Source organism: Salmonella sp. FC25216 (genome assembly GCF_057751355.1).
The window spans coordinates 261,612-287,693 of the sequence record NZ_JBDGON010000007.1; the positions used below are offsets into that span (position 1 = coordinate 261,612).

Below are 26,082 nucleotides of genomic sequence, written 5' to 3' on the forward strand. Positions count from 1 at the left end.
ATTAAAAGGAAAGGACTAATTTCTCTATCAGATACTGCCATCCACCTGCAATAATGAACAACATAATCTTAAATGGCAGGGATATCGTAGTAGGCGAAACCATCATCATCCCTAGTGCCAGCAATATATTTGACACAATCAAGTCAATTGCTACGAATGGTAAGTACAGCAGTAGACCTATTTTAAATGCTTCATCTAGTTGCGTAATACCAAAAGCAGGTAGCATAACAAACAAGGAGTTTTCATTCAGTCTTTGCTGATATTTTTTCGGCCATATCTTATTCCCGATCTGGCTAAAATAACGAATTTGTTTCGCTTTTGTATTTTTTTTCAAAAATGATAAATAAGGCTTAATTACTGCTCTATCAATATTCTCATATAAACTCGAGTCAGAAATAGAAAACGGCTCTTTTTGAATATTGTCGTTTATTGACATGCCTACTGGTGCCATTATGAAAAATGTTAGAATGAGAGCAAGGCCATAGATTGCCATATTAGGAGGAATCTGTTGTATCCCTAATGCATTTCGTAGCAATGAAAACACAACTGCTATTTTCAAAAAAGAAGTACAGCTAACCACTATAAAAGGCAAAATAGAAAGACATACCAGTAAAATAATTAGCGCATAAGGTTGATGGATAAAGTCATTCACGTTTTTCATCCTTGCAATAATTTATTAACACGGACTCCTGGTACATTATCAAGTAAAATAAAATCACCAGTAGCAAAGACTCGTCCGTTAACACGGATATTTACTGTTGTTGCCGTAGAAAGCTCTGATTTTATAATGCTACCCGGCTTCAAAGCTGCTAATTCTGCAAAAGACATTAATATACTTCCAATCTCAAAAGCGATGCTCACATTAATATCATCTAAAGAGGTCAATACAGGATTCGCATCAATAATATCATTCTGTTCTTCCGTGGTAATCTCACTCACAGTATATTCCTCGTTGCTTCTAACTAATTTAATGTTAATTTCAGCGGCAAGCATCCAATAGTTACCAGCGTTTAAATGGTTGTCCGTCTGAATAATGATTACCGCTCCCAACACAAATTGCTTGAGCATTCTCAAAGGAATCGTCATACGGCCTATTGTGACTGGACAACGCAGCAAAGGTTTAGAAGATCCTATTGTTTCGGCCAATGGCGTCCATCCCTTGATTAACCAGCGAAGTGCATCAGCAGGCCAATCAATTAGATATATCTCAAATTTTTTATCAACTTGATTTAAAGTCAGTACTGGACTCCAGCAAGGCAAGAGACTGGATTGACCCGTTATCTCTTTTAGTGAAATATCTGCGAGCTTCATTTCATCGCTTACAGGCAATAAACTCCACTCACCGACTAATTGAAGGAAATGGCGATCGACCTCATGTAAAGTGAAAAAATGTATTTTATCTTCAATCCAATTACGCCAGGAAGATTCTTCACACCATGCATTTAACTCTTGTTGATGCCATCTAAATGTCCACCAGATACCCTCTCCACTAATCATACGTAAATTAAGAATGGATTTACTATTGTTTTTATAATAACCAGAACCAATCAATGTTGATTGTTCAATAAATAGATGACTATAACCTTCGATTTTCAAGCACCACCTCAACTTTGCAAGTTTCACACCCTGCAGATAATTTCTTCGCAATCCCTGGCGATAATTTTTGAAGAGTGTATCCTTGCTCATAAGTATCCACTTTAAATATAATCAGCAAAGTTTCTTCATGAAACGAAATAAATATTAACATGTCATAAAAAAAGCCACTCTTTACCTGATAACAGACGTTATTATCCCTTTCAGAATGAGTGTCAACACATATACCAAAAGATGATAAAAAACTAGCCAACTGAAATTTCAGGGACATTTTCCTGAACATCTCTTTCTCTTCGAAAACGATAGAACTAATCTTCATGGGAGGATCTATAACATTATCCCGCGAAACTATTATCTTCCTGGAAGGTAATATCATGTCGTAAGGCATCAATTATCAACGCCTTCTAAAATCATATAGTTTATTTTATCTTGTGATCTTAGTACTTGTCTTAACATGCCTTGTAACTCTATTTCTTCCTGAGTCAGTCGCGTATGGAGCTGTTGTTGCATTGAAATTTGCTGTCCAATAGCCTCATATTTTAATTGATAACTATGCATATGTTCACTCCATCTTATTAACACTCTGTGATCTATGACCCCCGTTAACTCCAGGCATGCTAATTGCCATTTATCTTTTATTTCATTCCGATGTTGTTGCAGGAGAGATATCTCTTGCTCAACTTGTTGGCGCAAACGCGTTGTATGAGCCAGTTCGTTTCTGAGTCCTCTTTCTCTATGCTGTTTAATCTTCATAAGCTGATGAAGCATACTGGCTATTCCACTGCTAACTTCAGCAATTCTAGCGTTTCCGATAGTGATTGTGGATTACCCGCGGCCTGCTGTAGAAACTGCTGTATTACGGGCCAGCACCTTAATGCCTTATCAGCATCAGGATCCTGCCCTTCTCTGTATTCCCCTACACGAACCAGTAATTCAATTTCACGATACAAGGCTATTAATGTTCGTAAATGCCCGGCCAACCTCATATGCTCACTAGTTACAATTTGCCGCATCACCCTACTAACGCTGGCGCTAACATCTATTGCGGGATAATGATTGGCCTCGGCAAGCTTTCGTGACAATACAATGTGACCGTCAAGAATAGAACGAACCTCATCGGCTATCGGCTCATTCATATTGTCCCCTTCAACCAACACTGTATAAAAAGCGGTTATGCTGCCAACCTTGCCGTTCCCGGCTCGTTCAAGCAAACGTGGCAACGTTGCAAAAACGGAGGGTGGAAATCCCGAAGCAACCGGTGGTTCACCACTGGATAACCCCACCTCTCGCGCTGCACGGGCATAGCGTGTGAGAGAATCGATCATGAGTACAACGTTTTTACCCTGATCACGGAAATACTCTGCTATTGTTGTCGCAACGAAAGAAGCTTTCAGGCGTTCTAACGCGGCTCTCTCTGAAGTCGCCACTACTGTGACACAGCGTGAGCGAGCATAGTCGCTCAGTGTATATTCGAGAAATTCACGAACTTCACGTCCACGTTCTCCAACAAGGGCTAGTACAATAACGTCAGCTTCAACCCCATCGCAGAGCATACTCAACAACGTGCTTTTCCCCCCGCCGGCCGCAGCAAAAATCCCTAACCGCTGCCCACGGCCACAGGTGAGTGTAGCGTCGATCGCCCTGACACCGACAGGTAAAATCTCTTCAATTAATGCCCTTTCCATGGGGTCTGGTGGGGCCGATTCTAAAGGACGATATTCCACCCCATAAGGAATATCGCTGCTATTTGGCAAACGTCCTAATCCATCTAACGTTTTACCCAGCAGAAAATCACCGACGGCGATTTGATACTCAGCACCAGAAGCAACGACAGATGTTCCACACCGTAGTCCAACAGCGATATCAAAGAGAGATAAGCAGGCATAACCATCCTGTAGTGACACCACCTCTGCCAGTAATCTCTGCGCACCGATATAGCAAAGCTCACCCAAATGAGCCCACGGCAAATACGCCTTTAACACTGTTGTATTAACCTCCGTCAGGTAACCAACAGGTATAACTCTTGGGGCATGTAACTTTCCCTGCATTTGTGTCGCATTAATACTAGTAATTAATTTACCTATATCGGGTTTGCGCATCAGGAGACATCACCTATCAGGTCAATTCCCCCCATAACATCAAATTCGTTTACATCATTTACTTCCATAAATGAAAGAACAGAAAACATAAAATGTTCCGACTCAATCATTTTTCGTAAGTAACGCCGGGTATCAATAGCGGTTAACACAATCCCCTGCTGGTGATCACCAAGCGCCTGTGCGATTCGATCTGTGATATTCTGAGTAACATCTGGCTCCATTGCCGAATAAGCTCCTGCAACAGACTGTCGTATTGATTCACGAATAAGATTTTCGATATTAGAACCGATGATCCATACCTTCCCTGTACCCTTTTTGTGTTGCCGATTAACTATTTGTCTCTTTAATGCAACACGAACATATTCAGTCAACGTGACAATATCCTTTTCCTTTGGTGACCAAATAATGAGCGTCTCAAAAATAGTACGTAAGTCACGAATCGAAACCCCTTCTTCCACTAAACGCTGTAATACATCAGAAACGCGATTTAGCTGCACCTGTCGTTGCAGTTCTTTAACCAGTTCCGAATAGTTGCTCTCCATAGCATCCATCAGGTAGCGTGTCTCTTGTACGCCAATAAACTCTTTCGCATTTCGCTCAAGTATCACTTCAAGGCACCAGGTTAAACCTCGTGCACATTCATAAACGGTATCCCCCTGGGATAAAACCTGATCTTTGGCCTCTTCACTTAACCAATATATATCCACGCCAGACAACAATTTTTGCTTGTACACCCCCGATTGTACCTCCGTCAGCGAGGCGCCAGAAGTAGCCATATAGGGATGGTCTGCCACCAGAAAGACTTCACAGACAGGTTCGTGATAAAGACAGAAGACCACTTTAGGCGTGTCGCCTTCCTCTTCACTCCCCAATTTTTCAACTCTAATTTTACCTAATGCGATTCCATAATTTTCAAAAAAACGCCAGCGTAATGCTTCCAGCGCATCAGAGAGCCCCCCCTCATCAATGGAAGAATGCACTCGTACTAATAGTGGCTCTACTCCCGGAGACAAATTAGTGCTGCCATTATTCCCTTGTTCAGCGCTATGAGTATCATCACCATGATCTCCTCGCCGGTAAACAAGATAACCGACTATCCCAATAAGAGCAGCCATAGGTAAAAATACTGCGGCAGGAAATCCAGGAATAAAAGCGAAAATCACAAGAACAGAGCTTGCAATGATAAGTGGCATACTGCGGCCACTAAGTTGATGAAACAGTTCGGTGGCGAGATTTGTTTTACCTTTTACTCCAGGTACTCGCGTGACCAGCACACCGGCGGTAATAGAGATCAATAGAGCAGGTATTTGCGCAACCAGGCCATCGCCAACAGAAAGTATGGAATAGGTGGAAAGCGCCTCTGAGATTCTCATACCTTCATGCATTACGCCAATCGCCATCCCACCAAAAATATTTACCAAAATAACAATGATACTGGCAATCGCATCCCCTTTTACGAACTTCATGGCACCATCCATAGAACCATACAGTTTACTTTCGTGCTGAACCATTTCCCTACGCATGGCCGCCTGCTCAACGGTAATGGAGCCAGCACGTAAATCACCATCAATACTCATCTGCTTTCCGGGCATACCATCAAGAGAGAATCGTGCGCTAACCTCAGCAACACGTTCAGACCCCTTGGTAATAACAATAAACTGCACAATGGTAATAATAGAAAAGATAATTAGTCCAACGGTCAGGTTTCCACCAACAACGAAATTACCGAAAGCATAGACAATGTTGCCAGCATCATGCTGTAGCAAAATCAATCTGGAAGTACTCACAGTTAAAGACAGGCGATATAAGGTAGTAATAAGTAATAACGAAGGAAATACTGAAAACTCAACAGCATTATTCAAATAAACAACGACCATCAATAACACAAGCGAAAACATCAGATTGAAAGCAATCAGTACATCCACTACCTCTGTCGGTAGTGGTAGTATCATCATAAATACGGCCAAAACCAGTACCGTAGCTAAGATTGCCCCCTGATATCTACTAATCTTCGCCAGATCAGATAAAGTAACGTTCTTCATTGTTCACTCAAAAATGAAAGCATATAATCCTTTTGATATTCGAAAATTCGATACCAATCTTCAGCACCTAACTCTTCAGGCAGCAGGCAACTCAATGACAAGCGATTATTGACGAAAAAAAAGCTCCCAACAACTCCAAAAATAGACTCCGGTCGCATACTTTGACACATCCTTAGTGCAATATCGGGCCGTGGCGCATTTATTTTTAATATCAAAACCAACTCAATTTTCGCGCCAATATCCACGGCATTAACTTGTGCAATAAAGGAACCGACTGAAAATGTATTTTGCGAGGTAATATTAATTCTGTGAATTCCACAAAATGAGAAAAATAGTTCGAGCTTACTTATCATCTGTAAATTCAAAATCATCGCAATATTCTCATATACAGTATTATTGGCTTAATTGGTTGATGTACTCTTCGATAGCTTCAGACAGTTGATTTCTTTGTTGTAAGTCCAGGAAACAGATATCGGGAAGAAATTTAACAACCTCGTTCATCCTGATAAGATACAATACGCGCTTATTATCTTTTATACGAAGTTGTTGAATTCGGTTCGCTAACCACTCCGAATACATCCAGCGTTGTTCTATCAAAAGCAGTATTTCACTTAATGCTTCATCTTCTGAAAGACCAATGACGTTAGCCAGTCTACGAGCTGTATCCTCCATACCGAGAAACACCAGTAACTTCTTCAAATCCATCAATGTTGTAATCAGACGAGGGCTTACAGTACCATCCCCCCCTGCAGAAAGTTCATATGCAAAAGTATGTATAAGAATGCGAATGCGGCTGGCGCGATCTGACCATTTTTTGATCTCATTAAACCACTGCCACACCCCTTCTGGGTTACTGCCCTCCTGATCCTGTTGGTGATGCTTTCGGATAATACGCTGCATAGATTGCATTGCATCAGAGTTTATAGAGCCTAACTCCAGCTCAGCAAACATCGCCAAAACCCAATCCTGATGTTCTGCAAGTAATTCATCTAACCGGGAAGAGATCTGTTTACGACGCTTACTTCCTGGCGCTAGCGAACCTGCTTCAGCCGCCAACAATAATGCCGCCTCACTAAAGTTCAACGCCCCCTGACGGAACAGCGTTAATAAATCCTCTGTTCCACTCGCGCTGACATTATTCAGAACAGCTTCAAGTTTATCCCCAACCACCTGTTCTGCTAATAAAGCAAGCTGCTCATCACGTTCAATCCTTTCATCATCACCCGAACCCAGGGTACGTTGCATTTTTCCTTTTAGCCGGTTTCCCAGCATCAGGCTCATATCCTCCATGGTATCCTGCAACGCCACATCCTGCATTTCACTTAATGCGGCCTCAATATCATTTGCGGGTAACGCATCCTGTAACTGCTGGCGCGTTTCAACTTTCCTCTCAAGTTCCTCCCGGGTTTGTCCATGCCACAATGAAACCGGCTGCGAATAACTAATCTTGTCCATTCTCTTCCGCCGTCATTACTGTGCTGGCTACAGGCTGGCTACGCAATTGTTGCAGAATGTCATCTAATTCCGCGTGCATATCAATTAAGACACTAACTAGCGAATTACCTAACGTTGCCTGCCAGGATTCAAGATTAGAATCAACCACAACCTGAAAAATATGTTGTGAGTATTCACAATCAGCTAATAAATTTTGCTCGAATGCGTTTGCCTTGTCCTGCGAAGGTAGCGCCAGGACTAAGTTAGGTTCTTTTTGGAACTGTTTAAGCATTGTTTTGACGCGCATATAGATAGCACTATCCCAATCAGCTTCAATCCCCCACAGTTGGAGGGCCTCAATAGTCCATTGACGGGCTTTTTGCATCGCCGAAAAATATAGCTGCCGCTCGATATCCTGTTCTTCAACTAGCCATTTCACGGTCTCAGCCAATAATTTCTTTCGTTCATTTTGATTTTCGATGATCAATTGTTTTAACTGAGATTTATTTTCCTCAGCAAGCTTCTGCTGCTGAGCAATACAAAATTGTCGCTGCTTCCTGCGCATTCTTCTGATAGATCTGGCAGCTAAACCTCGGGCTCTGACGATGTCATTATTTACATGATAATATTCTGCCAGGTCATCAGGTGATATTATTAACTTAGTAGGTTCTGGTGCATAAGAGAGATGTTCTACCGGAAACCCAAAGAGAATCTGTCCATTTTTAACGTTCAAATAAACCTCCCAATCCGTGCCAGCATTGAATTTATATCATCTAATTCATTCTGTCTCAATTGCTCTACATCGCTATATTCTATAGGGGGTAATGTATGCATAATCATATTACCAATCCAGTCATCACCAACTATCTGAGAAAAAATTTGCAGTCCTAAAGAAAAGGAAACTGCAGGTAATTCATGCGCCGCAACTGTAGGCGCGGTATTTTCACCGTGCCATAAGGAAAAAAGCTGATTAACAGTCACCTCACCTAATAGATTAATTAGCACCCTGCGATAATCACCTAGTAAAAAATAGTCTATACTATTAAGAGATATCAGCCCCAAAGCCGTTAGCATGACGGGAAGTTTTGGTATCCAGGTAATCCATTGTCTCTGGCACGGGGACATTTCTGCTGCTTGTGTATGCCATTTCCATCCTAAGTGGTGGTGGAGCAGATGATCAATCGACGGACGAAGCGCCGGAAACATCTGGTAGTCATCAAGCCAGTGACTTAATTCATACAGCGCCCAGTACTGTCCGTGTATAAACTCACCAGGACAAGCATATAGACGAACTAGAATTTGATACTCCTTGTCATGAAACATATAGCATTATCCGTTCTGTGAAATTTTTCTTTTCCGTTCTTTATTTTTAATTAGAAAAATACTGCCAAGGAAAATTATCCATGCCCCCCCCACTAGCGTCATAGCAAGCCAGAAACCATAAATATTTAGCCAGTCTTTAACTGTCTCGTTTTTTACAATTTTAATACCCGAATTGAGGTAGTGAACAGGCTGTAAAACTATGCTAATTTTGTCATAATCAAGATCGGGAATGCTGTCATGAACTAACCCTTTAATCTGAGTAACAGAGTTTTGTAAATTAGTTTCTGGTGAATATTTAATAAACACTGATACTGATGACATCTGTTCCTCTGGAGCATCATCAGTAGGCATAGATTGAGCAATAGACACACGTGCAGAAATAACACCATCCATATCAGATAGCATTCTTTCAATATTCTGCTCTTTTAGATAAACAATCTTACTTAACTCCTGCCCAGGAGAAGTAACCAACTGGTCACTGGGAAAAACATCCTCCACATTACGATATTTTTTTTGCGGGTAACCGTGAAGGCGAAGTATCTCAACAGCAGAAATAAAGTCACTTTTATCAATTGATATAGAAAATAAGCCATTTTTATTTACAGTTTTATCTACATCAATATGCTGGGACAGCAGCAGAGCAACCATTTGGTTAGCTTCATCCTGAGATAAATTGTCATAAAGCTCGGCCTTACAACCACAGAGCAACGTAACAAGTATCAATAGACTTAAAAACCTAAAAAAACGTGTCATTGCATCGTCGTCAATTTATTAACAGCCTGAGAAAATTGCCCAGCAACCTTCGCGGTAAGATCCAGATTGAAAGACAAATTGAAAAGCGCATATTGGGTATTTAGTAAATTTGTCGCACTATCAACCTTTGTTCCATGCATAAGATCGGTGTCAGCAACTGAATTTATTTTCGCAATAGTATTGGCATACAATTCCTGCTGTTGCTGTATTCCATTTACAAGATTAGCTTCTGGTACTGGTTGTGAAGCTGCCATCATTCTTTTAAATTCCTCAATATCCTTTACATCAGGAACATTGATATGCGTAGCCACATCATTTGAAGGTAAAGATTGTAGTGTCGAATTTGTTACTACTGATACGTCCATAAACCACCATTTATTAATTTAAGATAAAAAAATCGAGTTTTTTATTCATTTCAGGTGAGAGTAATTCTCTTACACTAAAAAAAGCAGCTTCATCCTTAAGTAAAATATAATAGAGGGCTTCACAGAGTGCTCTATCATTCTCATCTGCAACCAGGAAAGGTAGAACGTCAAGGATAGAATTACCTTCAGAACGCATATTATACTGCGCAGCCATTATTAAGCACTCTACTAATAATCGTTTTTGTATACTGTTCATTATATTTTTGACGTAATACCGGACAGAAGATCCTTGAACATTTTTATTACAGCACTATCAAGCTGCACTGCCGTTGAATATTGTTGAGCCCATTCTTGAATGCGTAACATATCAAGTGGATTATTTAGATCAGAAGGAGACATCATGTTTTGCACATTACTCCAGTTATTATTAGCGGTCTGTAATAGTTGAGCATTAACATTTTCAAGACTACTCATGGCAATATTCCATTAAATGATAATTAATAGTGGCCTGCTATGCAGGCCACTAAGTATTAGCCTGCTACGGCTGTAATCGCACGAGAAAAGCGCTCTGCGGCCGAGGCCAGAGAACTAGCAACAGTGGCAAATTGACTGGAAATTTTTTTACCAGCATCTGCATATTGCTTTGCATTATTCAATGCCAAATTACTATTATATTTATCCATCTCAGCGATAGAATCTAATTTCTTAGCCCCGGAACCAATGATGCTCCCTCCAATCGAAAAGGGCTGGCTAATCAATTTACCGATAGGCTCACCACATTGCCCTAATATACCTAACTTACTATGTGGATTAAGGGGTCTCTCATTAGCCTTAAGATAGTTATCGAGCGCATCTCCCGCTAATCCTTTAGCACCCTTCAGCGCTTGACGACGGTTGTATCGCTCCTTATGAGTGATACCTTTAGATGCAACATGCCCACCAAACGAACATCCCATTGAAACAATGCCACCCACCACTTCACCTGCACCGGCAAGAATTGTAGATTTCATCGTCTTACTCGCAGAATCGCGTTGATGTTGAAATGAGGACACCTGACGACCCCAAGAGCTCACCTCCTGAGTCGTCGCCGACGTCAACTGCATGTTGCGAATCTCACATGCCTGCTCTGCCAGCTCTTTAAAAGTAGCAATGATTTGTTCTTTCAGGTCAAAAGAGGTCATGTCCATTGACTGACCGGAAACATTACCGCTTTGTACCGCTACGTTGCTGGTAGCGCCAGTAATCGTTGTTGCCATAATTTTATACTCCAGGATTAGTTATACGGCATTAGTCAAAACTTGCATCTGTAGGTTGCCCATTGAATTTACTGCAGATGTAACGTTTTCTAGCATTTGTATATTTGCATCAACCTGCTTTTTGATATTATCCTGCTCTTTCTGCTTGAGAGACTCAGAAAGCTCATAGTTTGTACTGATAAGATCAATATTGTTCTGCAAATTATCAATGGCATTTTTTATTTTGGCTGTTTGTACCTTAAAAACGCCATCGCCAATACCGTTCAGACCACCGCTGATACCATCAATCACTGCGGTGCGCTTGATAAAGCGCTTAGCGCCACCGTTAGCAATATGAGTTAATGCACGCTTACCCATGCCTGGTTTTTCAACACCGGTTTTAAGGGCTTTCTTAGCGCCCCCAGCCATGCGCTTCATCGGTTGCGATAACCCGATATGCTGCATCAAACCCTGGCTCGCCTTCCCTATACTTTTACGTACCGTTTTGGTCACTGCTTTCCTGGCCGCTTTAGCAATATGTTTAACCGGTCGAACGATAGTCATGACTAAATTAATTACATGCGCAATGATACTCACAATGGCATGAAGGATACGATGACGTTGCTCTTTTTTATACTCGTCTTCATTCTTCTTCTGAGTGTCGATTGCATCTTGCTGCTGCTGCTTGATACCAGCAATCTCTCCTTTATTTTGAATGGCTTGACTCTGAACAGAAAGTAACATATTTATTCTGTTCATAAATTTGATGGTCATTAAATTTCTACCAACATCAGCGCTGCTGGTAGAATTTACGCCTAAGATTTGCATATAGACCTCCAAAAACTATTTAAAGTTTGAGACTATTTGAGTAATAACCTGGTTAGATTTAGACATTGTCTGTGAAATGGCAGTAATACTCTGAGTTAAAGCCTGTAACGCAACCTGTAACTCAAGTTGATATTTACTATTCGAATCTGAATATGATGTCGACATAATATCAAACTGCCCCTTGATAGCTTGTAATTGCCCTTCATTAAATTTATCATCGGTACTAATAGGTGAAAAAGTACCGCCCTCACCTCCATCAGTTACACCTGTTATAATAATGGCATTGTCGTTGATATAATCGACAACATCATCAGGCAATGCCGCCGTCTCATTAGGATTATTATTTTGATCCACTTCATTTTGCACGTTGACAAGCACTTCATTTGTTTCATTGGACATTTTTTGACATGCCAACTCATTTTCTGTCTGAACGTTATATTGCTGCCCCACGTTCGCGACTAAACCGACAACTGCATAACAGTGTTCAACATAAAGTAGACAGATGACACTAAATACACTCATTTCTGATACCATCATTGATGTTTCAGCTGTTGAAGCTGCAACTACTGATGATGTATAAAACTGGTTTGACGTTGCACTTACTTCGGTATTCGAATACATATGATAGTCCGTGTTAAATTTGTTTCTACATAAAACTTTTATACAATTTTGGCTTTAACGCCTCTTTTCTTTCAGGCGTAGCGTTACCATCTATCTTTTGAGGTTGCACATTCACTGAAGAAGTATTAGCGATAGCAACCATTCGTTTTAGAGATTGGTACTGTTCTTTTGCCCGGCGGATTTGGTCCGCAATATTCGCCATATCCTGCAACAATATTTCCCCATGTAATACCTCAAACTCTTTTAGCTGAGAAGCAATTTTAGGGTCAGTCTTTGCTTTCTCGACTAACTGTTCATAGGTTACTTTTAATTTTTCAAAACGTTCTACTTCAGAAATAAGTTTATATCGTTCACGCTCTATGTTCGCCTGAATATCATCAATACCATTCATAGCCCGTCCTTTCAAAAGTCAATGTCAGGGATTCTTATGCCGATAATTCATCGACACTCTTTCAATAACACGTATACCAGATAGTAACGCATGAACTAGCGACTCCCGGTAAATTTCAGGGAAATTATTTTTCCCATTAATAGCTTCGGTAAGTATTTCCTGCAATTGAAAGAAATGTGTTCCGTATGGATCACATCTTAATTTCTCATTACTTTCGGTGACATTGCCAATAATATTTACAAAACGATTTTTTGTCATGTCATAATCCCAAGGGTAGATGCAATAGCTCCCCACGTTTAGTAAGTTCGATACCGTTAATACTGTCGATATTCACGATTTGATACCCCCCAGGCAGCACAGCCCCTTTTTGCAAGCGAGTACCATCGTCCAGAATGACATAAGGAAAATCACTATTACCACCAATACTCGCAACAGGAGCAGGTAAAATACCCAGCGCACTCGAACTAGTGTTAATATTCTGGTAGATAATTTCCTGTGTTCCCGGATAAGAAAGCATATGATGTCGAATTAAAGTATACAATGAGTTACGCTCCTGAAGATTGAGACGTCCACTCACAATAATACGGTCATCTACACGTTGAATGCTCAACATTGGCAATAATTTCAACTTGCGCAAGTCACTAATCAATTCATCCAACTCTTTATCATTTACTGATTTAACCGACCAGGAACGTAGCCCCTGCATATCGTTCAAAAGCTTAACAACCCGTTGCCACCGTTGATCTTCTTCTATTTGACCACTAATAATCACCTTTCCAGGAGCTTTATCCATATATGCGAAAACCCGGTCAAAACCATTAATCTGTAAGGCATCCATAACATTCTGTATTAGACGATCATCGCAAATAACATCCAGTATGTAATTGGTATCATTATTTTTTAGGAAATCCAGTACTGGTTGCAGTAACTTCTCACTTTTGCATTGTCCTGATATATTAACCACGTCATTTTTTTCCCAGACAAATTTAACCCCAGGAAGAACATGTTGGTTTTCAAGTTCTACTAACTTCTTTTGTACCTCAACATCTGGCAATACAGAATTCTCTCTCGCTCGCGCATTATGGATTAAATACCCTGTACCACACATTAACACTAAACTGGCAATGACCATCACGATGATCAGTATAATAATAAATCTATTGTGATTTGATGATATAGTACTATTCTTGCGGGTGACAGCTATCAATGAATCCAGACAACTATCCATCTCCCCAAGGGCAAACTGTATACCCGCTATATCAAGAGTAGCCTGTAAAGGTAAAAGCTCACCCGCAAGAGCAATCCCCTCAATGCCGTTACGCCAGAGTTTAGTGGTCTTCGTTAAACTAATCCCCTGACTGCTGATATCAAATTCTATCTGTTTTTCTTCACTCTCAGATAAAGCCAGCCAGACATCACAATCACCTGTCCCAATACTAAATATACCTTCTCGCAGTAGCAGCTCACGACCGACCAAAGAAGAATTTAAAAATTTTATTTTATATACGTAATCCATCACGCCCTCTTAAATTTTAAGTGGTACCGCTTTGATCAAAAATAGGCGCACGGTTTGTACTTTTGTTGTTTCCTTGCTTTTAAAAAAATTACCAATCAAATAGATATCACCTAATAACGGAATTTTGCGTTCCGTTACGATATCTTGATCCTGAACAAAGCCCCCCAGTAACAAACTTTGCCCACTTTTTAACGTTGCCTGAGTATCAATTTCTGAATTCTGAACCTGCGGCATACCATCCGCACCAAGAGCTGACGACTGCTGGCTCCCATCCTGAATACTTAAAAGTAACAACACTTCAGCAATTCCAGCCTCATTTTTTACGACGCGTGGCGTAACCTGCATTAATGTTCCACTTGTAATGGAGGCCAACTTAGCAACTTTGTCCCCCACTAATTTGGTATAAAACGTTGTATTTTTATCCAATACAGCCTGTACGTTATTCAACGTCACCACCGAAGGTTGGGATAACACCTTTGCCTGGGATTTTTGCTCCAGTGCATTGACTCTGACCATAAAATCGCTCGCATTAGTGATCACTGAAGTCGCATAGCCACTGCCGCTGGATAAATTGGTATTAAGCTGTAAGTTCATTCCCCCTATATCAGCGTTTGCAGCCCAATCAATACCTAATGCGCCAAGATCTTCAGCATTAACATCAATAATGGACACCGTAATTTCAATCGCATCCTGCCGATGGTCTAACTGTGAAATAAGACGTTGGTACATTGGCATATTGGCATCACGGTCACGAACAACCACTGCATTTTGACGCGGGTCAGCAGAAAATGTTGGCCCACTACTTTCGGTTTCCTGTTGCGCTGCATTAAGCTGTGTTGGTGTGCTGGCACTATTAACTGCCTGCGAATTATTCATTCGCTGTAACACCGTCACAACACCAGGAATTATTACACTCTGATTCCGATATTGATAAGTTACATCTGTTGCAGATGCGTACTTTAATGGAAATACCTGGACATTTTCTTTTTGTTGATCTACCTGAGCCTGGTTACGCGAGGCAACGCTTAGCTGGCTGGCTATATCTGTGATATGCTTAACACATTCAGGGACTCCATAGATCTCAAAAGATTGCGAAACACCAATTTGACGAAGCTGGCATGTCCCTTCAGCAAGAACGCCTGCCTGAAGAACATATTCCTTAAGCTGTTCACGAGTATCAAATTCTGGCGTAATAACAGAAGATTTCACTTCATTGTTTTTGTAAACATAGAGCGCCTTACCATCATAATACCAAACCAAATTATAAGTACGAGCAAGCCTATCCAACTGCTGTTCCGGCGTACCCTTTTCGAAGCGACCGATAAAAACATCTCGAATAGACGGACTGGTAATTACCGGTATATCATAATTTGCACCAAAATTTTTCAACAGTTCGCTCACGAGCATACCGTGAGTCATAACAAAGAAAGGGGGCCCCTTCCAATCGAGGGTAGACGCAGAAAATGCCTCAATTGGCAATAAAATCAATATGAATAAAAAAAGCAATGCTCTCATACTAAACCATTTCTAACCATATGCGATAAACGGAATTGATTGTCATTGGTTATGACATTCTGCAATTGATTTTGAAGCCTCCGACCAAGAAGCGTAGCTACCGCAATGTGCTCATTCACTTTTTGGCATAGTACATATAACTCCACTTGATTCGTAAAACGCTGGACCAACCACCAGATATTATCTCGTTGTATAATTCCGTATTGCCAGGCACCATTTGCAGCCAGAAGTACACCGCTACATGTTATCCAGCGAGCTACATCTTTCTCCGACGGCGTTGGTAACTTCACCATCAATAACCAAAAATCACTGTTCTCAATAATTTTCCCTGATAAAAAGTTTATCTGAACAGTAAACTCAATACACTCACCGCTATTGTTCTTATGCCCTAACCAAAATATGTCTGGAATATCCAGCCATGTTGCCATTATGTATGCAACCTCCCTCTCCAATTCGACTGCCAATGTCGCAAAACACACCACAAAAAACAACCCATTAAATTACACTTTAATTAGTCCAAAAATAGACACAGAGGAAGAATAATGAGTGTCACTTTATTATTGCTCTTATTGCCCGGATTCACTTATCATTTCTTGGTTAACCTGTACGTTTATACCTTAAGTCATTAGAGTTGCTGACAAGCGGCGACACAACGAATCCCCAGCCATTTACAATGAAGTAAATGGCTGAAGTAAAAAAGCCAACGCAAATGATACTCGAAATATCATGAGTATATACGTAAATTAAATTCAGGAGCTAAGCATGCCTATACCAGTTAGCATACCAACCCCCCCCTCTTTACCACCCAGAGCTTCTGGCCTTAATAATGGTGGTAATACAAGTGCTATTAAACAGGAAATTTATAATACACCGAAAGATTCAGCGTTTAATACAGTTCGACTTATCGACCATAGCGGGAGAAAAAGACCTGGCCTTGCCGATGGGTTTGCTCCAGCTCTTACGAAAGAACTTATTAAAAATCATCAAGATCCCCTTACTACCGCAACGGATTTTTTTAACAACAAAGGTTCTAATTTAGCTAACATACCAGAACGGATGAGCGCTGTAGTTGGTACTTATGAACGTTTCGGTGGTGATATTACAGGTCGTGGAACTCAAGTATTTGCTTCAGTATTCGGTCCAACAACTAATGCGTCAGTAGTAGCCTCTAACAAGGGCAAGCAGCTAAGAGCGATGCAGGCTACCTCACAGCACCCTTCTGCAACGGCGATTAAGGATAATATTAGCTCTGATAGCAATACATTTGACAGGAAAGCCTTTTCGGAGAAAGTTGCTTATCTGGATAAAGCGTTATCGCGAGGTGAGAATAAAGCAAGTATTGCTACTGCTAACTTAAAATCGGAGGTAGTACAACCGAAAGAAATGCGGTTAGAAAAACGCTCCTTATTACCGATAGACACCGGCTGCGTGGCATCAACGAGTGTTGAAAAGCAAGGGACCGTCGGGCATACATCTAATTTAACAAACGTAAATGCCAGTACGTCTGGTGTCATCACTCGCGACCAGAGTACTAATACGCCTGCCATTAACGACAGGATCGCCAGTGATGCCCATAATCCAGATAGTCATTTGAACTCATTTGGGAATAACGCTGATATAGAGCGCCGTAGTTCAGCTAACAATCATGTTCAGGAACGAGGTAATTTGAGCTCATCTGAGAATAATGTTGGTGAAGGCAGTTCTGACTTAACTGACAATAATATTCACTACCGAGAGGATTTGAGTTTATCTGAGAATAATGCTCCTGGAAACAATCATAGTTCAGCTAACAATAATAAGCCACAACTAATTGATAGTATTAACAATGCTTCTACTAAAGATAAACTTGAACTCAATGCAACGCCTGTGCAAGAGGCGAAACAAAAACACACGCACCGAATATCTGATAACTCAATTATCTCCGCTATTGGCATAGCGACGCTGCTTCTTGGGATAGGTATTGATGGGCTAGGTATCGCGTTGCGAGGGGAGAGTTCTACTGCCGACACGGCGGAAGCTGATCAACTTGTTGATATTCCAGCCGACTTACAGGATGAGATTACCAGTCTGGAAAATAGTGTTGAGCTTGAAGATCAGATTAGCAGTATGCTGAACGATATTGCTACACAATGTGAAGACAACGTCACACAAATAACTGAAGTTGCAGAGTGGCTTTCTTCAGCACAAGATCAAATCCTTTCAGACATCGAAAGGAAAGCTTATGATACAGCGCTGGTACAAACAGAGGCAACTGCTTTCGCTGATCCAAATAACCAACAGATGACAGTTGACGATTATGGTAACTTGGTTCCAACTGGTCAATTGACCACTGCTGCAAAAGAGGAATGCGAAGAACAAGCCACTCAAATTGCGCAGCAAGCAAAAAATATGGCGAGCACAGCGTTAAGCTCTACAATTGACCGGATTAATGCAAAGGCGACGGATATAAGCAAAGTCAGTGATACTCTGGCTAACGCCAGCAGCACTGCCAACGATATTAGTCAATCAACACAGACCGTTATAAACAAACTGGGGAACATTGAACAAACCGTCGAAAATTACGTGAATAGTCAAACCAATGTAACACAATCCGGTATTTCGAGCTCCGGATTTTATACAATAGAAGGGCTCGGTAGCGTCGTGGCGGCGCTCTCAGTACCAATTTTTGCAAAACTTTTTACGAACATCCACCACAACAAACTGGCTGAAAAACAGGTAAAAGATCAATCGGTTAACCAAAAATCCTCTGCAATACAGGATGATATAACTGCATCTGACAATGTCAACGCGTTATCTGAGCAGGGAGATTATTATACGTATGAGGATGAGAGTGATACCCAATCTGATCTTAGTAGCAACGAATCGTTAGCCGCGAGAGACGGATCGTTAGCCGGGAGAATAGACAATCTTGCGGAAGATATAGAATCTGACAGCAGTGATTCGTCGTCAGTCTATACGGAGGATACATCAGATTCTGTCGATATCGGAACGTTAGTAACGTTAGTCTAGGAAAAACACTAAATTAGACCAGATCGACCGCAGAGTTCACCATAAATAAATTACCTAAATTATCTGATTATAGTGATACAATTTTTTATATGTCAGCGTAGCCTTACTCACAAGGATGTGAGTATAACATATATTTTTCATGACATATAATGCGCATATGAAAATCATAGAGAATCGTGTTCAATCGTTAGCATCAATACCAGCCTCGGTCTCTGATAATTCAATTAGTCCTTGATATTATACGCTCTCAAATAAATATGCAGGAATACAATGACGGAACAGATCTATGCTCCTCGTCAAAATGTCCACACTTTGCAAGAAGCAATCCAGTCTATTAATAGATAATCCTTCGACATGCTAACGCCAGCATCGACTATACGAAAATAAATTCTGGTAACAAGACAGATTTAATGCAGAAATTATCATGAGAGAGCTATAAATAAGATATTTTTATATAAAAATAGCCTCACATACTATTATATTTCCATCATCAATTTTCTTTTTACATTAGCAATAACCAAAAACACATCAAGAATAGTCCATAATCACGACACTTATCATAATAAAAATAGACTTCCATCAACATGATTCAACATGTAAAAATAACAATAATGGCAATACACCTTTTAGGATTGATAATGAAAACATCAACTTCAGCACAACCATTTCCAGTCTTCTTAAATAATTTAAATGAATCTATTTATGGTACTAAGGATATTGATATCAATAATACTCACTCCGGGCATGTTAGCTTCTTGCATATCAAGTCTATTGATAAACAAATTGCGAAGTATATTAGGAATAAGGAGTATATTTCTGCACACGATAGAGAACAATTATATAAACTGTTCGATGTCATCCAAAATCAAGGCAGCCAGTGTACTGCTAAAAAATTAGCCAAGCTTAATAACTCTCTTAGAGATTTATCAAAAATAAAATCTGAATCATGCAAGGCATGGGATGCTATTACGAGTACTAAACTCAATATTAAGGCACTAGATCAACATAAAAGCAGGTTGCAACAAGAGCGTGATTGTCGTTTTCAGATATTATACGAAAAACTTAGTGCTTTACCTGAAAGGAATATTCCAGAACAGGCCAGACAGAAATTTGCAGACTGCATAGCAGAAAAAGATAGCAAACAACTCCTTATCAAATTTCAAGATTTTATTGAGTCATGTGCAAATAAAATAACAATCAACAATAACCTTACTTTATATAATGACGTGGATATTAAAAGTATACAAAAAGCCATATCTAACCTTCCTGCAAGTTCATTAACCTGGGATCAGTTTAAATGTGAGCTTAATGAAATTCGTAAGCTAAATTCAGATCTGGATAAAATGGAAAAAAGTATCATCCAAAGCAAGATCCGTATCGATACACTAGCAGAAAAATTTTTTATCACAAACAATGACCAGGGCCTGAATGATCTTAAAAAGATGGTTGTAAAACCGGCGCCAATAGTTTTCCATAATAAACAGTCAAATATAAAGTTGCTACGTGACAATTTATTTGCACTTACAATAAGAAAAAATGCAGAACTGCTAACAGATTCCGGTAATTAATTTTTTGAACGTAAAACACCTGGCCAGAATAAGAAACATAAGAAATAATAATTAAACAAGGAGCCCCTACAATGCACTTTACACAACGACGAGAATAAAAATGGACTTCATTGTTATGATGCGTACATGCTATTCTATAAATAAACCCTGACAAAACAATCAGAGAATAAATTATGAAATTATCTCATAAAGATCTTTCAACTTTTTTAACAACGATTAACTCTTATAAAAAAGAGCAAAATCAGAATGTTGCGGACTTACCTAAACTTCGCCTGAGTAAGGCTGATATAAAATTCATTGATAAAGAAGTAGCTAAGTATATTAAGAATGATCAGCGTATTTCTTTTGCTGACTTAACGATATTAAATTCGCTTCACGATATTATAAAAAAACAAGGTAGTCATTGTGAAAGCGAAAAATTAGCGAAACTCAGTAAAGCGCTAAAAAATGTTACGCAGATAAAATCTGACGCTTGTCTTGCAAGTGAGAGAATGGAGAAACATTTTTCTAGCATAAAAGATGCTACGCAAAAACATGTGAACTTAATGCCAGTCTATAAAGAATCTATGTTAAAACTGAATGAAAAAATAAAAGACATCGATATTGCCCATTCTCAAATTACCACTAAACAAAAAGATGAATGTTTAAATGCGAAAACAGCAAGCAGTAAATATATACTGTTAACTAATATATCGACTTCACTTATGAGAAAAGAGACAGTAATTGTTAAAGATACTGGCCGATGGGGTAGATCAACAGAGCGAAACATTGTTAAGGTAAAATATTTAAAAGGTTATAATTTATGGCATAGTTGTGCGCGGGATGCACAAAAAGCAATGGCTATCGAAAAAAACATAAAACAATTAAATCGACAATTAACTATTTCTCGCAATCAAATTCGTCTTGATTCAAGTCGATTTAAAGTTCCTTCTAATGAAGCTGGTTTAGACAAATTAAAAAACATGGTTTGATAGTGTATATCTATGCCTCTATTTTTTACATAGCACTACTCATAGGTTACTCTTACAGACTATTATTAAATTAATAGTCTGTTTGTTATAAATTAAATTTAAAGCCAGGTAATGCTATGTATTTTGTACTTATCCCGTTAAAAATTGTCATAAAGCAACGGAATTTACCGGAAAAGTGCGTTGTTTATAAATGATATTAGCAGTAGAAGAAGTCATTTGCATTATTTATGTTTTTTTATCGTTTAGTCACTAAATTCTGTTAGTGGAATAATATAAATAATGCTACCGAATAGAATTATCCAACTACCTTAATAAGTGCCGAGACATTAAATAATATCATACTCGCCTATAATATTTAACCTACTACTTTAGTGATGTAGATTATTGGAAATGGAACAAAATGAATGATAGATCTTTCACTCGTAAAATTGAAATCATTAAACTTATCGTTTCTGTTATTATTTCATTATCGGTTGCTTCTATTGCCTATGTTGTGCAACATAGTGTAGTCGAACAGCAAGCGCACCGTACGTTGTTAAGTAATATATCAGCAAAAATTATTGATAAAAGACTCAGTATTTACGATCAAATAAAGATCCCACTTAACAGAATATACTGTTTCATAGAGGAAAAGGGGGATTGGCAAAGCTACTCCCCCGAAGAAATAATCAAAACACATAATATGCTAAATGAAATCGTATATTCTCAGCGCGCAATTTGGTCGAAAAAAACAATAGAACGCTATACTGAATATATGAACCAACAGGCTTTTATTATTGATAACATTCATCACGGAATCAAAATAAGAGCAGAAATAAATGACCTGCGAAGAGCTGCACCAGGATGGAATGATAACTATAGAACATTGTTCACTGGCGAGCGTTCCATATTTCACAGGAATGCCTATCAAGAATTAAATAACGCTTTAGCTGAAGACCTCATGTTAACCAAAAGCGAATTAATATTAAGTCAATATGATAAACTAAGTACAAGTCGAAATTAACTTTTATGAGAATCTTTGTATCTATTTTTACACCAATTATTATATGGCGTTATTAAATTAATAGCATATAATATATTACATCTTCGGTAAGATGTGTGTAAACGATTGTTTTGATTTGGTAGGCAGCATAAACAATATAATATACAAAATCTAAATTTACTCCATAAAAATTTCTTTTAAGACCATTAAATCTCTTGATGAGAAACACTCCTTTTATCTTTATTTATCGAGAAAATGGTCACCCTATGAAAATTCAAACAAAATTATATACATTATTCTAAATGCTCACAGGAGAACAAAATATGAAGAACACAGACTCATATTATGATGAAATCAGAACAAAAATAGTGGATGCTGCAAAAGAGGATGTTGATAAAAACGAGATACTCTGGGCTATTGCTGATAGCGGCACAGCCCTGATCGATACCCTGACAAACATACCTGTATTTAATGCTACCACCACAATCGTCAAAGAACTCCATAGCTTAATCAATAACCATCCCGTAATACCTGTGCCAAATCCATGGTTTGTATGGAATCAACATGATGATAACTCCAGTCCAGAAACTATTAAGTACCTGCGAAAAAGAGGTTACGTTTCGGCAGCGTCATCCGCTATTGCTATCGCAGGGGCTGGTGGTTCCCTGGTGACATGCGTTGATGTGGGAACTGTCGGCCAGGGAGGAGCAGCTTGCGCATCGACGATGAGGCATTTAGCGGGTTTTCGGGACATTGCGATGAAGTATAAAGAAAGCGCCACCATTCAGTCCTGGCTTGATGTTCTTATCACTATGAAGAATTTAAAACTAGCCGTCCGTGGAGGACAAGTCAGCGTTGCTGTATTGTCTGCCGTGCCAGTATTATCTACTGCCCTATCCATTATTGGTAGCTCGTTAAGCTCAGCAGCAAAAGTGGGGATAAATCTCAAGTATTCTAATGTATGCCGCTACACTGCAATAGATTTACACTGGCGGGCTATGCAAGAAACAATACTGATTGAAACTTTCAGCCGACACAATGATGACTCTGGTCCGGCAAGGGCAATTCTCTTTGAATTATTTGAACGCAAAGGCCTTACTGGATTTGTATGGGGAAAGCATCATGTTGATAAATTAATTAAGGAACCTGCAGGCTGGATGGCAATTGCAGATAAATTGCTCATTATTTAATTGCCATTTTCAGAATGCGGCAACTGCTTCAAAACCTCAGTAGATCCTAAACATACCTCTTACAAGAGGTAATACCGATCGTTTAAGAGTATAATTGAAGAGTCCTGGCGTTATATAAATAGCGCCTTTTTATCTCTATGCACTGCTCCTGATTCCAGACAGTTCAAGACCAGAATTCTTCGTCTTTTTACATGAAGGCACGACACCGGACACACTTCTCATTCAGCCGTTGATAGACGGGACCATGAAACTGGCGAAGGCGAAGCTGATAGAAGAAGCGGCACAGCAAGGGCTCCATAAACGATGGGTGTTTGTGCATCCCCCCAGCTTACCGCAGCCGTCAGGAAAATGCGCACCGACAGCAATAAGGCATGGAAGGGAGCACTAAAGCGGGCAGGCATTAGCAACTTCCGATTCCATGACTTAAGGCACACCAGAGCAAGCTGGCTGGTTCAGTCTGGAGTTTCTCTTCTTGCACTCAAGGAGGCGGGTGGATGGGAAACGCCAGAAATGATTCAACGCTACGCTCATTTGTCAGCGGGACACCTGACTGAACACGTGAGCAAAATTGACGCTATTATTGGTCGCAATGTCACAAATACAGCACAAGAGGAGAATGTAGCTTACTTGAATATAAGATAACTATTTGAAAATACTGGTGCGATAATAGGAACACAACACAACACAAATAACCTTTGGTAAGTATAAATATTTTCTTGTTTCATCTTTATAAATGCCCCCTTTTGTGCTGAGGAATCCCCAGAAAAAAAGACAGGCATAGAGTTTTGTGATCTACTGATTGCGCTAACAAATTCAATGAGATCACCTCTATGCCTGCCCGAACATTATGCCAGAAATTTTTCCGTGGCGCTCTGAGCCCGTTTCATCAATATCGTCAGAATGCTCTTCTTGATGCTACCGTGGCTTTGACCCGTGGTGCATCACTTACTCTGACAAGCATCGGTCGCTACCTTCCTGGTTCAGCACAAGTCAAAAACAGGATAAAACGCGTTGACCGCCTGTCAGGTAATACCTCTTTGCATGAGGATATCCCGTTGATATTCCGTAATATTACATCACTCCTTACTCGCCAGTTTTCCTGGTGTATTATCGCTGTCGACTGGAGCGGTTATCCGTCCCAGGAATATCACATCCTTCGTGCCAGTCTTATCTGTGATGGGCGTTCAATCCCTCTGCTTAGTCGGCTTGTACCTTCAGCAAAGCAAAATAATTCGCTGATACAAAAAGAATTTCTCGATGAAATTCACCGGTGCGTAAATCCCAAAGCAAAAGTCATACTTATTACAGATGCGGGGTTCAGAGTGCATGGTTTCGGCACATAAAATCACTGGGGTGGGACTTTATTGGCCGCATAAGGGGAACGGTTCAATTCTGTCTGCTGCATGATGGCGAAAGATGGCTGAAAATAACGGATGTTCGGGGTAAAGCAAGCCCGGAATATCCGGGAGCAGGATGGCTTGCCCGGGCGGAATATGCCCGGTGTTCAGGCCATTTTTATCTTCATAAAAGGGAAACCAGAGGACGTAAAAACCAGCATTCCAGCGGGCGATTATCCAGCCCAAAGACAGAAAAGGAAAAACAGGCCTCAGCGAAAGAGCCCTGGCTGATATTTACCAGCACAGAAGAGTTTAAGCCGCGAGAAATCATGAAGTTATATAGCAGAAGAATGCAAATAGAGCAGAATTTCCGTGATGAGAAAAGTGAACGCATCGGATTCGGCCTGCGGGCCTGTTACAGTCGTTCTGCCGGGCGGCTGTCAGTCCTGAGCCTTCTGGCGACACTGAGCACAATCGTGCTGTGGCTTATAGGATATCATGCTGAAAACCCAGGATTACATCTGAGATACCAGGCCAACAGCATTAAATCACGGCGTGTTATCTCATATCTGACATTAGCGGAGAATGTCCTGCGACACTCTCCGCTAATTTTGAAGCGAACAGCATTAGACGTCGTTCTTCATCATCTCGCCAGAACCTACCGAAGTATGGTGCTGGTTTATTAGCACTGGTTTTGTGGGGATCTCTCAGCCGATAAGGGACGTTTCCGGGCGATTACTCAAGGTCAGCGTGTCTCTTAAACATCGTGTCGCTGGTTTCACCGAGCTGGGCCATCAGCTCAAGCACGATTGCGTCATAGGTGATAAAGCAGAGTTGCTCAAAAGCCGATCCCATAGGCTGCGAAAAAGCACCTTCTTCGCGATCGTTGTCTTCTTTCACAGTTCCAGGCAACACAAGAGTACTTTTGGCCAGTTTGCCGATTGTGGACTCCGCTTTCATTGTGACAAGCGCCACATCCACGCCACAGGCTACGGCCTTCTGCGCCAGGCTCACCAGACTGCCGGTCTCACCGCTGCCGGAGCCAATAATGACCAGGTCGCCCGGTTTCGTATGAGGAGAAGAAATTTCGCCCACAACGCTTACTGAAAAACCGAGGTGGAGAAGACGGTTTGCAAAGCCGCGGATGGCGATGCCGCTACGACCCGCGCCCTGCAGAAAGATATGTTTGGCATTCTTAATCTGTGCGACGAATTGGGCAGCCTGGGCATCATCAATCTTCATCGCATTTTGCTGCAACTCACTCAGGATATTTAAAGTATTTTGTTGAACGCTCATGTGATTCCCTCCCT

27 protein-coding genes and 2 pseudogenes are annotated in these 26,082 nt (G+C 40.3%); 7 read left to right on the forward strand and 22 right to left on the reverse strand.

Features of this window, described 5'->3' with window-relative positions; genetic code table 11:
• Nucleotide 1: 1 nt before the first annotated feature.
• The 21 genes from sctR to AC3G3F_RS16110 form a co-directional block, all read right to left on the reverse strand.
• Nucleotides 2-661: a type III secretion system export apparatus subunit SctR gene (gene sctR, locus AC3G3F_RS16010; protein ID WP_063390175.1), complete on the reverse strand. Its 660-nt coding sequence runs from the start codon at nucleotides 659-661 to the stop codon at nucleotides 2-4.
• Nucleotides 658-1,686 carry a type III secretion system protein SepQ gene (locus AC3G3F_RS16015; protein WP_079796560.1) on the reverse strand — a complete coding sequence of 343 codons (1,029 nt, stop codon included), beginning with the start codon at nucleotides 1,684-1,686 and terminating at the stop codon, nucleotides 658-660. Before AC3G3F_RS16015 ends, sctR begins: the two co-directional genes overlap by 4 nt.
• 294 nt (nucleotides 1,687-1,980) lie before the next feature.
• Nucleotides 1,981-2,361, reverse strand: coding sequence for a hypothetical protein (locus AC3G3F_RS16020; protein WP_063390172.1), 381 nt, complete (start codon nucleotides 2,359-2,361; stop codon nucleotides 1,981-1,983).
• A 5-nt stretch (nucleotides 2,362-2,366) separates the two neighbouring features.
• Nucleotides 2,367-3,692, reverse strand: coding sequence for a FliI/YscN family ATPase (locus AC3G3F_RS16025; RefSeq protein WP_053508669.1), 1,326 nt, complete (start codon nucleotides 3,690-3,692; stop codon nucleotides 2,367-2,369).
• A complete protein-coding gene (gene sctV, locus AC3G3F_RS16030) occupies nucleotides 3,692-5,734 on the reverse strand; it encodes a type III secretion system export apparatus subunit SctV (protein WP_063390170.1) in 2,043 nt (680 codons plus the stop codon). Before sctV ends, AC3G3F_RS16025 begins: the two co-directional genes overlap by 1 nt.
• Entirely contained in the window at nucleotides 5,731-6,105 is a 375-nt protein-coding gene (locus AC3G3F_RS16035) for a hypothetical protein (RefSeq protein WP_053508673.1), read from the reverse strand. Before AC3G3F_RS16035 ends, sctV begins: the two co-directional genes overlap by 4 nt.
• A 22-nt stretch (nucleotides 6,106-6,127) precedes the next feature.
• Nucleotides 6,128-7,189: a TyeA family type III secretion system gatekeeper subunit gene (locus tag AC3G3F_RS16040; protein WP_053529185.1), complete on the reverse strand. Its 1,062-nt coding sequence runs from the start codon at nucleotides 7,187-7,189 to the stop codon at nucleotides 6,128-6,130.
• The gene (locus tag AC3G3F_RS16045) at nucleotides 7,176-7,901 is read right to left on the reverse strand and encodes a hypothetical protein (RefSeq protein ID WP_139386962.1); all 726 of its coding nucleotides are present in this window, start codon (nucleotides 7,899-7,901) and stop codon (nucleotides 7,176-7,178) included. The genes AC3G3F_RS16040 and AC3G3F_RS16045 overlap by 14 nt, the downstream gene beginning before the upstream one ends.
• Entirely contained in the window at nucleotides 7,898-8,491 is a 594-nt protein-coding gene (locus AC3G3F_RS16050) for a type III secretion system domain-containing protein (RefSeq protein ID WP_088734320.1), read from the reverse strand. Before AC3G3F_RS16050 ends, AC3G3F_RS16045 begins: the two co-directional genes overlap by 4 nt.
• Before the next feature lie 6 nt (nucleotides 8,492-8,497).
• Complete coding sequence (sctJ, locus tag AC3G3F_RS16055) at nucleotides 8,498-9,244, reverse strand: type III secretion system inner membrane ring lipoprotein SctJ (RefSeq protein ID WP_063390167.1); 747 nt, start codon at nucleotides 9,242-9,244, stop codon at nucleotides 8,498-8,500.
• The gene (gene sctI / locus AC3G3F_RS16060; protein WP_071891247.1) at nucleotides 9,241-9,609 is read right to left on the reverse strand and encodes a type III secretion system inner rod subunit SctI; all 369 of its coding nucleotides are present in this window, start codon (nucleotides 9,607-9,609) and stop codon (nucleotides 9,241-9,243) included. The genes sctJ and sctI overlap by 4 nt, the downstream gene beginning before the upstream one ends.
• A 13-nt stretch (nucleotides 9,610-9,622) precedes the next feature.
• Nucleotides 9,623-9,823, reverse strand: coding sequence for a DUF1039 domain-containing protein (locus tag AC3G3F_RS16065; protein WP_157719823.1), 201 nt, complete (start codon nucleotides 9,821-9,823; stop codon nucleotides 9,623-9,625).
• 41 nt (nucleotides 9,824-9,864) lie between these two features.
• Nucleotides 9,865-10,083 carry a type III secretion system needle filament subunit SctF gene (gene sctF / locus AC3G3F_RS16070; protein WP_053529179.1) on the reverse strand — a complete coding sequence of 73 codons (219 nt, stop codon included), beginning with the start codon at nucleotides 10,081-10,083 and terminating at the stop codon, nucleotides 9,865-9,867.
• A 56-nt stretch (nucleotides 10,084-10,139) separates the two neighbouring features.
• Complete coding sequence (locus AC3G3F_RS16075; RefSeq protein WP_053508689.1) at nucleotides 10,140-10,865, reverse strand: hypothetical protein; 726 nt, start codon at nucleotides 10,863-10,865, stop codon at nucleotides 10,140-10,142.
• A gap of 21 nt (nucleotides 10,866-10,886) precedes the next feature.
• The gene (locus tag AC3G3F_RS16080) at nucleotides 10,887-11,672 is read right to left on the reverse strand and encodes a type III secretion system translocon subunit SseC family protein (RefSeq protein WP_053508691.1); all 786 of its coding nucleotides are present in this window, start codon (nucleotides 11,670-11,672) and stop codon (nucleotides 10,887-10,889) included.
• A 15-nt stretch (nucleotides 11,673-11,687) separates the two neighbouring features.
• A complete protein-coding gene (locus AC3G3F_RS16085; RefSeq protein ID WP_114048588.1) occupies nucleotides 11,688-12,293 on the reverse strand; it encodes a hypothetical protein in 606 nt (201 codons plus the stop codon).
• Between the two features lie 25 nt (nucleotides 12,294-12,318).
• Nucleotides 12,319-12,684, reverse strand: coding sequence for a hypothetical protein (locus AC3G3F_RS16090; protein ID WP_053529176.1), 366 nt, complete (start codon nucleotides 12,682-12,684; stop codon nucleotides 12,319-12,321).
• 24 nt (nucleotides 12,685-12,708) lie between these two features.
• Nucleotides 12,709-12,942: a hypothetical protein gene (locus AC3G3F_RS16095; RefSeq protein ID WP_136058462.1), complete on the reverse strand. Its 234-nt coding sequence runs from the start codon at nucleotides 12,940-12,942 to the stop codon at nucleotides 12,709-12,711.
• 1 nt (nucleotide 12,943) lies between these two features.
• Nucleotides 12,944-14,200, reverse strand: coding sequence for a type III secretion system inner membrane ring subunit SctD (gene sctD, locus AC3G3F_RS16100; RefSeq protein WP_079796556.1), 1,257 nt, complete (start codon nucleotides 14,198-14,200; stop codon nucleotides 12,944-12,946).
• A gap of 9 nt (nucleotides 14,201-14,209) precedes the next feature.
• Nucleotides 14,210-15,715: an EscC/YscC/HrcC family type III secretion system outer membrane ring protein gene (locus AC3G3F_RS16105; protein WP_063390163.1), complete on the reverse strand. Its 1,506-nt coding sequence runs from the start codon at nucleotides 15,713-15,715 to the stop codon at nucleotides 14,210-14,212.
• Entirely contained in the window at nucleotides 15,712-16,143 is a 432-nt protein-coding gene (locus tag AC3G3F_RS16110) for a hypothetical protein (protein WP_129382477.1), read from the reverse strand. The genes AC3G3F_RS16105 and AC3G3F_RS16110 overlap by 4 nt, the downstream gene beginning before the upstream one ends.
• Nucleotides 16,144-16,477: 334 nt before the next feature.
• On the opposite strand from AC3G3F_RS16110, the gene AC3G3F_RS16115 reads away from it, so the two are divergent.
• From AC3G3F_RS16115 to AC3G3F_RS16145, 7 genes and pseudogenes are all read left to right on the forward strand, one after another.
• A complete protein-coding gene (locus tag AC3G3F_RS16115; RefSeq protein ID WP_079796555.1) occupies nucleotides 16,478-18,724 on the forward strand; it encodes a Tir intimin-binding domain-containing protein in 2,247 nt (748 codons plus the stop codon).
• A gap of 638 nt (nucleotides 18,725-19,362) precedes the next feature.
• Nucleotides 19,363-20,292 carry a hypothetical protein gene (locus AC3G3F_RS16120; protein WP_079796554.1) on the forward strand — a complete coding sequence of 310 codons (930 nt, stop codon included), beginning with the start codon at nucleotides 19,363-19,365 and terminating at the stop codon, nucleotides 20,290-20,292.
• Nucleotides 20,293-20,465: 173 nt separating this feature from the next.
• A complete protein-coding gene (locus AC3G3F_RS16125) occupies nucleotides 20,466-21,263 on the forward strand; it encodes a hypothetical protein (protein WP_079796553.1) in 798 nt (265 codons plus the stop codon).
• Between the two features lie 400 nt (nucleotides 21,264-21,663).
• Nucleotides 21,664-22,266 (forward strand): hypothetical protein, encoded by a 603-nt coding sequence (locus AC3G3F_RS16130; RefSeq protein ID WP_079813369.1) that lies wholly within the window; start codon nucleotides 21,664-21,666, stop codon nucleotides 22,264-22,266.
• 302 nt (nucleotides 22,267-22,568) lie between these two features.
• Entirely contained in the window at nucleotides 22,569-23,435 is an 867-nt protein-coding gene (locus tag AC3G3F_RS16135) for a hypothetical protein (RefSeq protein WP_053510592.1), read from the forward strand.
• Nucleotides 23,436-23,718: 283 nt separating this feature from the next.
• A pseudogene (locus AC3G3F_RS16140) lies at nucleotides 23,719-24,077 on the forward strand (tyrosine-type recombinase/integrase); the annotation flags it as partial.
• A gap of 188 nt (nucleotides 24,078-24,265) precedes the next feature.
• Nucleotides 24,266-25,458, forward strand: a pseudogene (locus AC3G3F_RS16145) (IS4 family transposase).
• 49 nt (nucleotides 25,459-25,507) lie between these two features.
• Here AC3G3F_RS16145 and hxlB read toward each other — a convergent pair.
• Nucleotides 25,508-26,068: a 6-phospho-3-hexuloisomerase gene (hxlB, locus tag AC3G3F_RS16150; protein WP_000116120.1), complete on the reverse strand. Its 561-nt coding sequence runs from the start codon at nucleotides 26,066-26,068 to the stop codon at nucleotides 25,508-25,510.
• Nucleotides 26,069-26,082 lie beyond the last annotated feature (14 nt).

What these genes read in the sequence shown, in the direction of transcription:
- AC3G3F_RS16040 (WP_053529185.1), bottom strand. Translation starts at nt 7,189, where the DNA reads ATGGACAAGATTAGTTATTCGCAGCCGGTTTCATTGTGGCATGGACAA.
- AC3G3F_RS16090 (WP_053529176.1), bottom strand. Translation starts at nt 12,684, where the DNA reads ATGAATGGTATTGATGATATTCAGGCGAACATAGAGCGTGAACGATAT.
- sctR (WP_063390175.1), bottom strand. Translation starts at nt 661, where the DNA reads ATGAAAAACGTGAATGACTTTATCCATCAACCTTATGCGCTAATTATT.
- sctF (WP_053529179.1), bottom strand. Translation starts at nt 10,083, where the DNA reads ATGAGTAGTCTTGAAAATGTTAATGCTCAACTATTACAGACCGCTAAT.
- AC3G3F_RS16135 (WP_053510592.1), top strand. Translation starts at nt 22,569, where the DNA reads ATGAAGAACACAGACTCATATTATGATGAAATCAGAACAAAAATAGTG.
- AC3G3F_RS16115 (WP_079796555.1), top strand. Translation starts at nt 16,478, where the DNA reads ATGCCTATACCAGTTAGCATACCAACCCCCCCCTCTTTACCACCCAGA.
- hxlB (WP_000116120.1), bottom strand. Translation starts at nt 26,068, where the DNA reads ATGAGCGTTCAACAAAATACTTTAAATATCCTGAGTGAGTTGCAGCAA.
- AC3G3F_RS16105 (WP_063390163.1), bottom strand. Translation starts at nt 15,715, where the DNA reads ATGAGAGCATTGCTTTTTTTATTCATATTGATTTTATTGCCAATTGAG.
- AC3G3F_RS16080 (WP_053508691.1), bottom strand. Translation starts at nt 11,672, where the DNA reads ATGCAAATCTTAGGCGTAAATTCTACCAGCAGCGCTGATGTTGGTAGA.
- AC3G3F_RS16065 (WP_157719823.1), bottom strand. Translation starts at nt 9,823, where the DNA reads ATGGCTGCGCAGTATAATATGCGTTCTGAAGGTAATTCTATCCTTGAC.
- AC3G3F_RS16020 (WP_063390172.1), bottom strand. Translation starts at nt 2,361, where the DNA reads ATGCTTCATCAGCTTATGAAGATTAAACAGCATAGAGAAAGAGGACTC.
- AC3G3F_RS16075 (WP_053508689.1), bottom strand. Translation starts at nt 10,865, where the DNA reads ATGGCAACAACGATTACTGGCGCTACCAGCAACGTAGCGGTACAAAGC.
- AC3G3F_RS16025 (WP_053508669.1), bottom strand. Translation starts at nt 3,692, where the DNA reads ATGCGCAAACCCGATATAGGTAAATTAATTACTAGTATTAATGCGACA.
- sctD (WP_079796556.1), bottom strand. Translation starts at nt 14,200, where the DNA reads ATGGATTACGTATATAAAATAAAATTTTTAAATTCTTCTTTGGTCGGT.
- AC3G3F_RS16085 (WP_114048588.1), bottom strand. Translation starts at nt 12,293, where the DNA reads ATGTATTCGAATACCGAAGTAAGTGCAACGTCAAACCAGTTTTATACA.
- AC3G3F_RS16120 (WP_079796554.1), top strand. Translation starts at nt 19,363, where the DNA reads ATGAAAACATCAACTTCAGCACAACCATTTCCAGTCTTCTTAAATAAT.
- AC3G3F_RS16050 (WP_088734320.1), bottom strand. Translation starts at nt 8,491, where the DNA reads ATGTTTCATGACAAGGAGTATCAAATTCTAGTTCGTCTATATGCTTGT.
- sctI (WP_071891247.1), bottom strand. Translation starts at nt 9,609, where the DNA reads ATGGACGTATCAGTAGTAACAAATTCGACACTACAATCTTTACCTTCA.
- AC3G3F_RS16110 (WP_129382477.1), bottom strand. Translation starts at nt 16,143, where the DNA reads ATGGCAACATGGCTGGATATTCCAGACATATTTTGGTTAGGGCATAAG.
- AC3G3F_RS16125 (WP_079796553.1), top strand. Translation starts at nt 20,466, where the DNA reads ATGAAATTATCTCATAAAGATCTTTCAACTTTTTTAACAACGATTAAC.
- AC3G3F_RS16095 (WP_136058462.1), bottom strand. Translation starts at nt 12,942, where the DNA reads ATGACAAAAAATCGTTTTGTAAATATTATTGGCAATGTCACCGAAAGT.
- AC3G3F_RS16130 (WP_079813369.1), top strand. Translation starts at nt 21,664, where the DNA reads ATGAATGATAGATCTTTCACTCGTAAAATTGAAATCATTAAACTTATC.
- sctV (WP_063390170.1), bottom strand. Translation starts at nt 5,734, where the DNA reads ATGAAGAACGTTACTTTATCTGATCTGGCGAAGATTAGTAGATATCAG.
- AC3G3F_RS16015 (WP_079796560.1), bottom strand. Translation starts at nt 1,686, where the DNA reads ATGAGCAAGGATACACTCTTCAAAAATTATCGCCAGGGATTGCGAAGA.
- AC3G3F_RS16035 (WP_053508673.1), bottom strand. Translation starts at nt 6,105, where the DNA reads ATGATTTTGAATTTACAGATGATAAGTAAGCTCGAACTATTTTTCTCA.
- sctJ (WP_063390167.1), bottom strand. Translation starts at nt 9,244, where the DNA reads ATGACACGTTTTTTTAGGTTTTTAAGTCTATTGATACTTGTTACGTTG.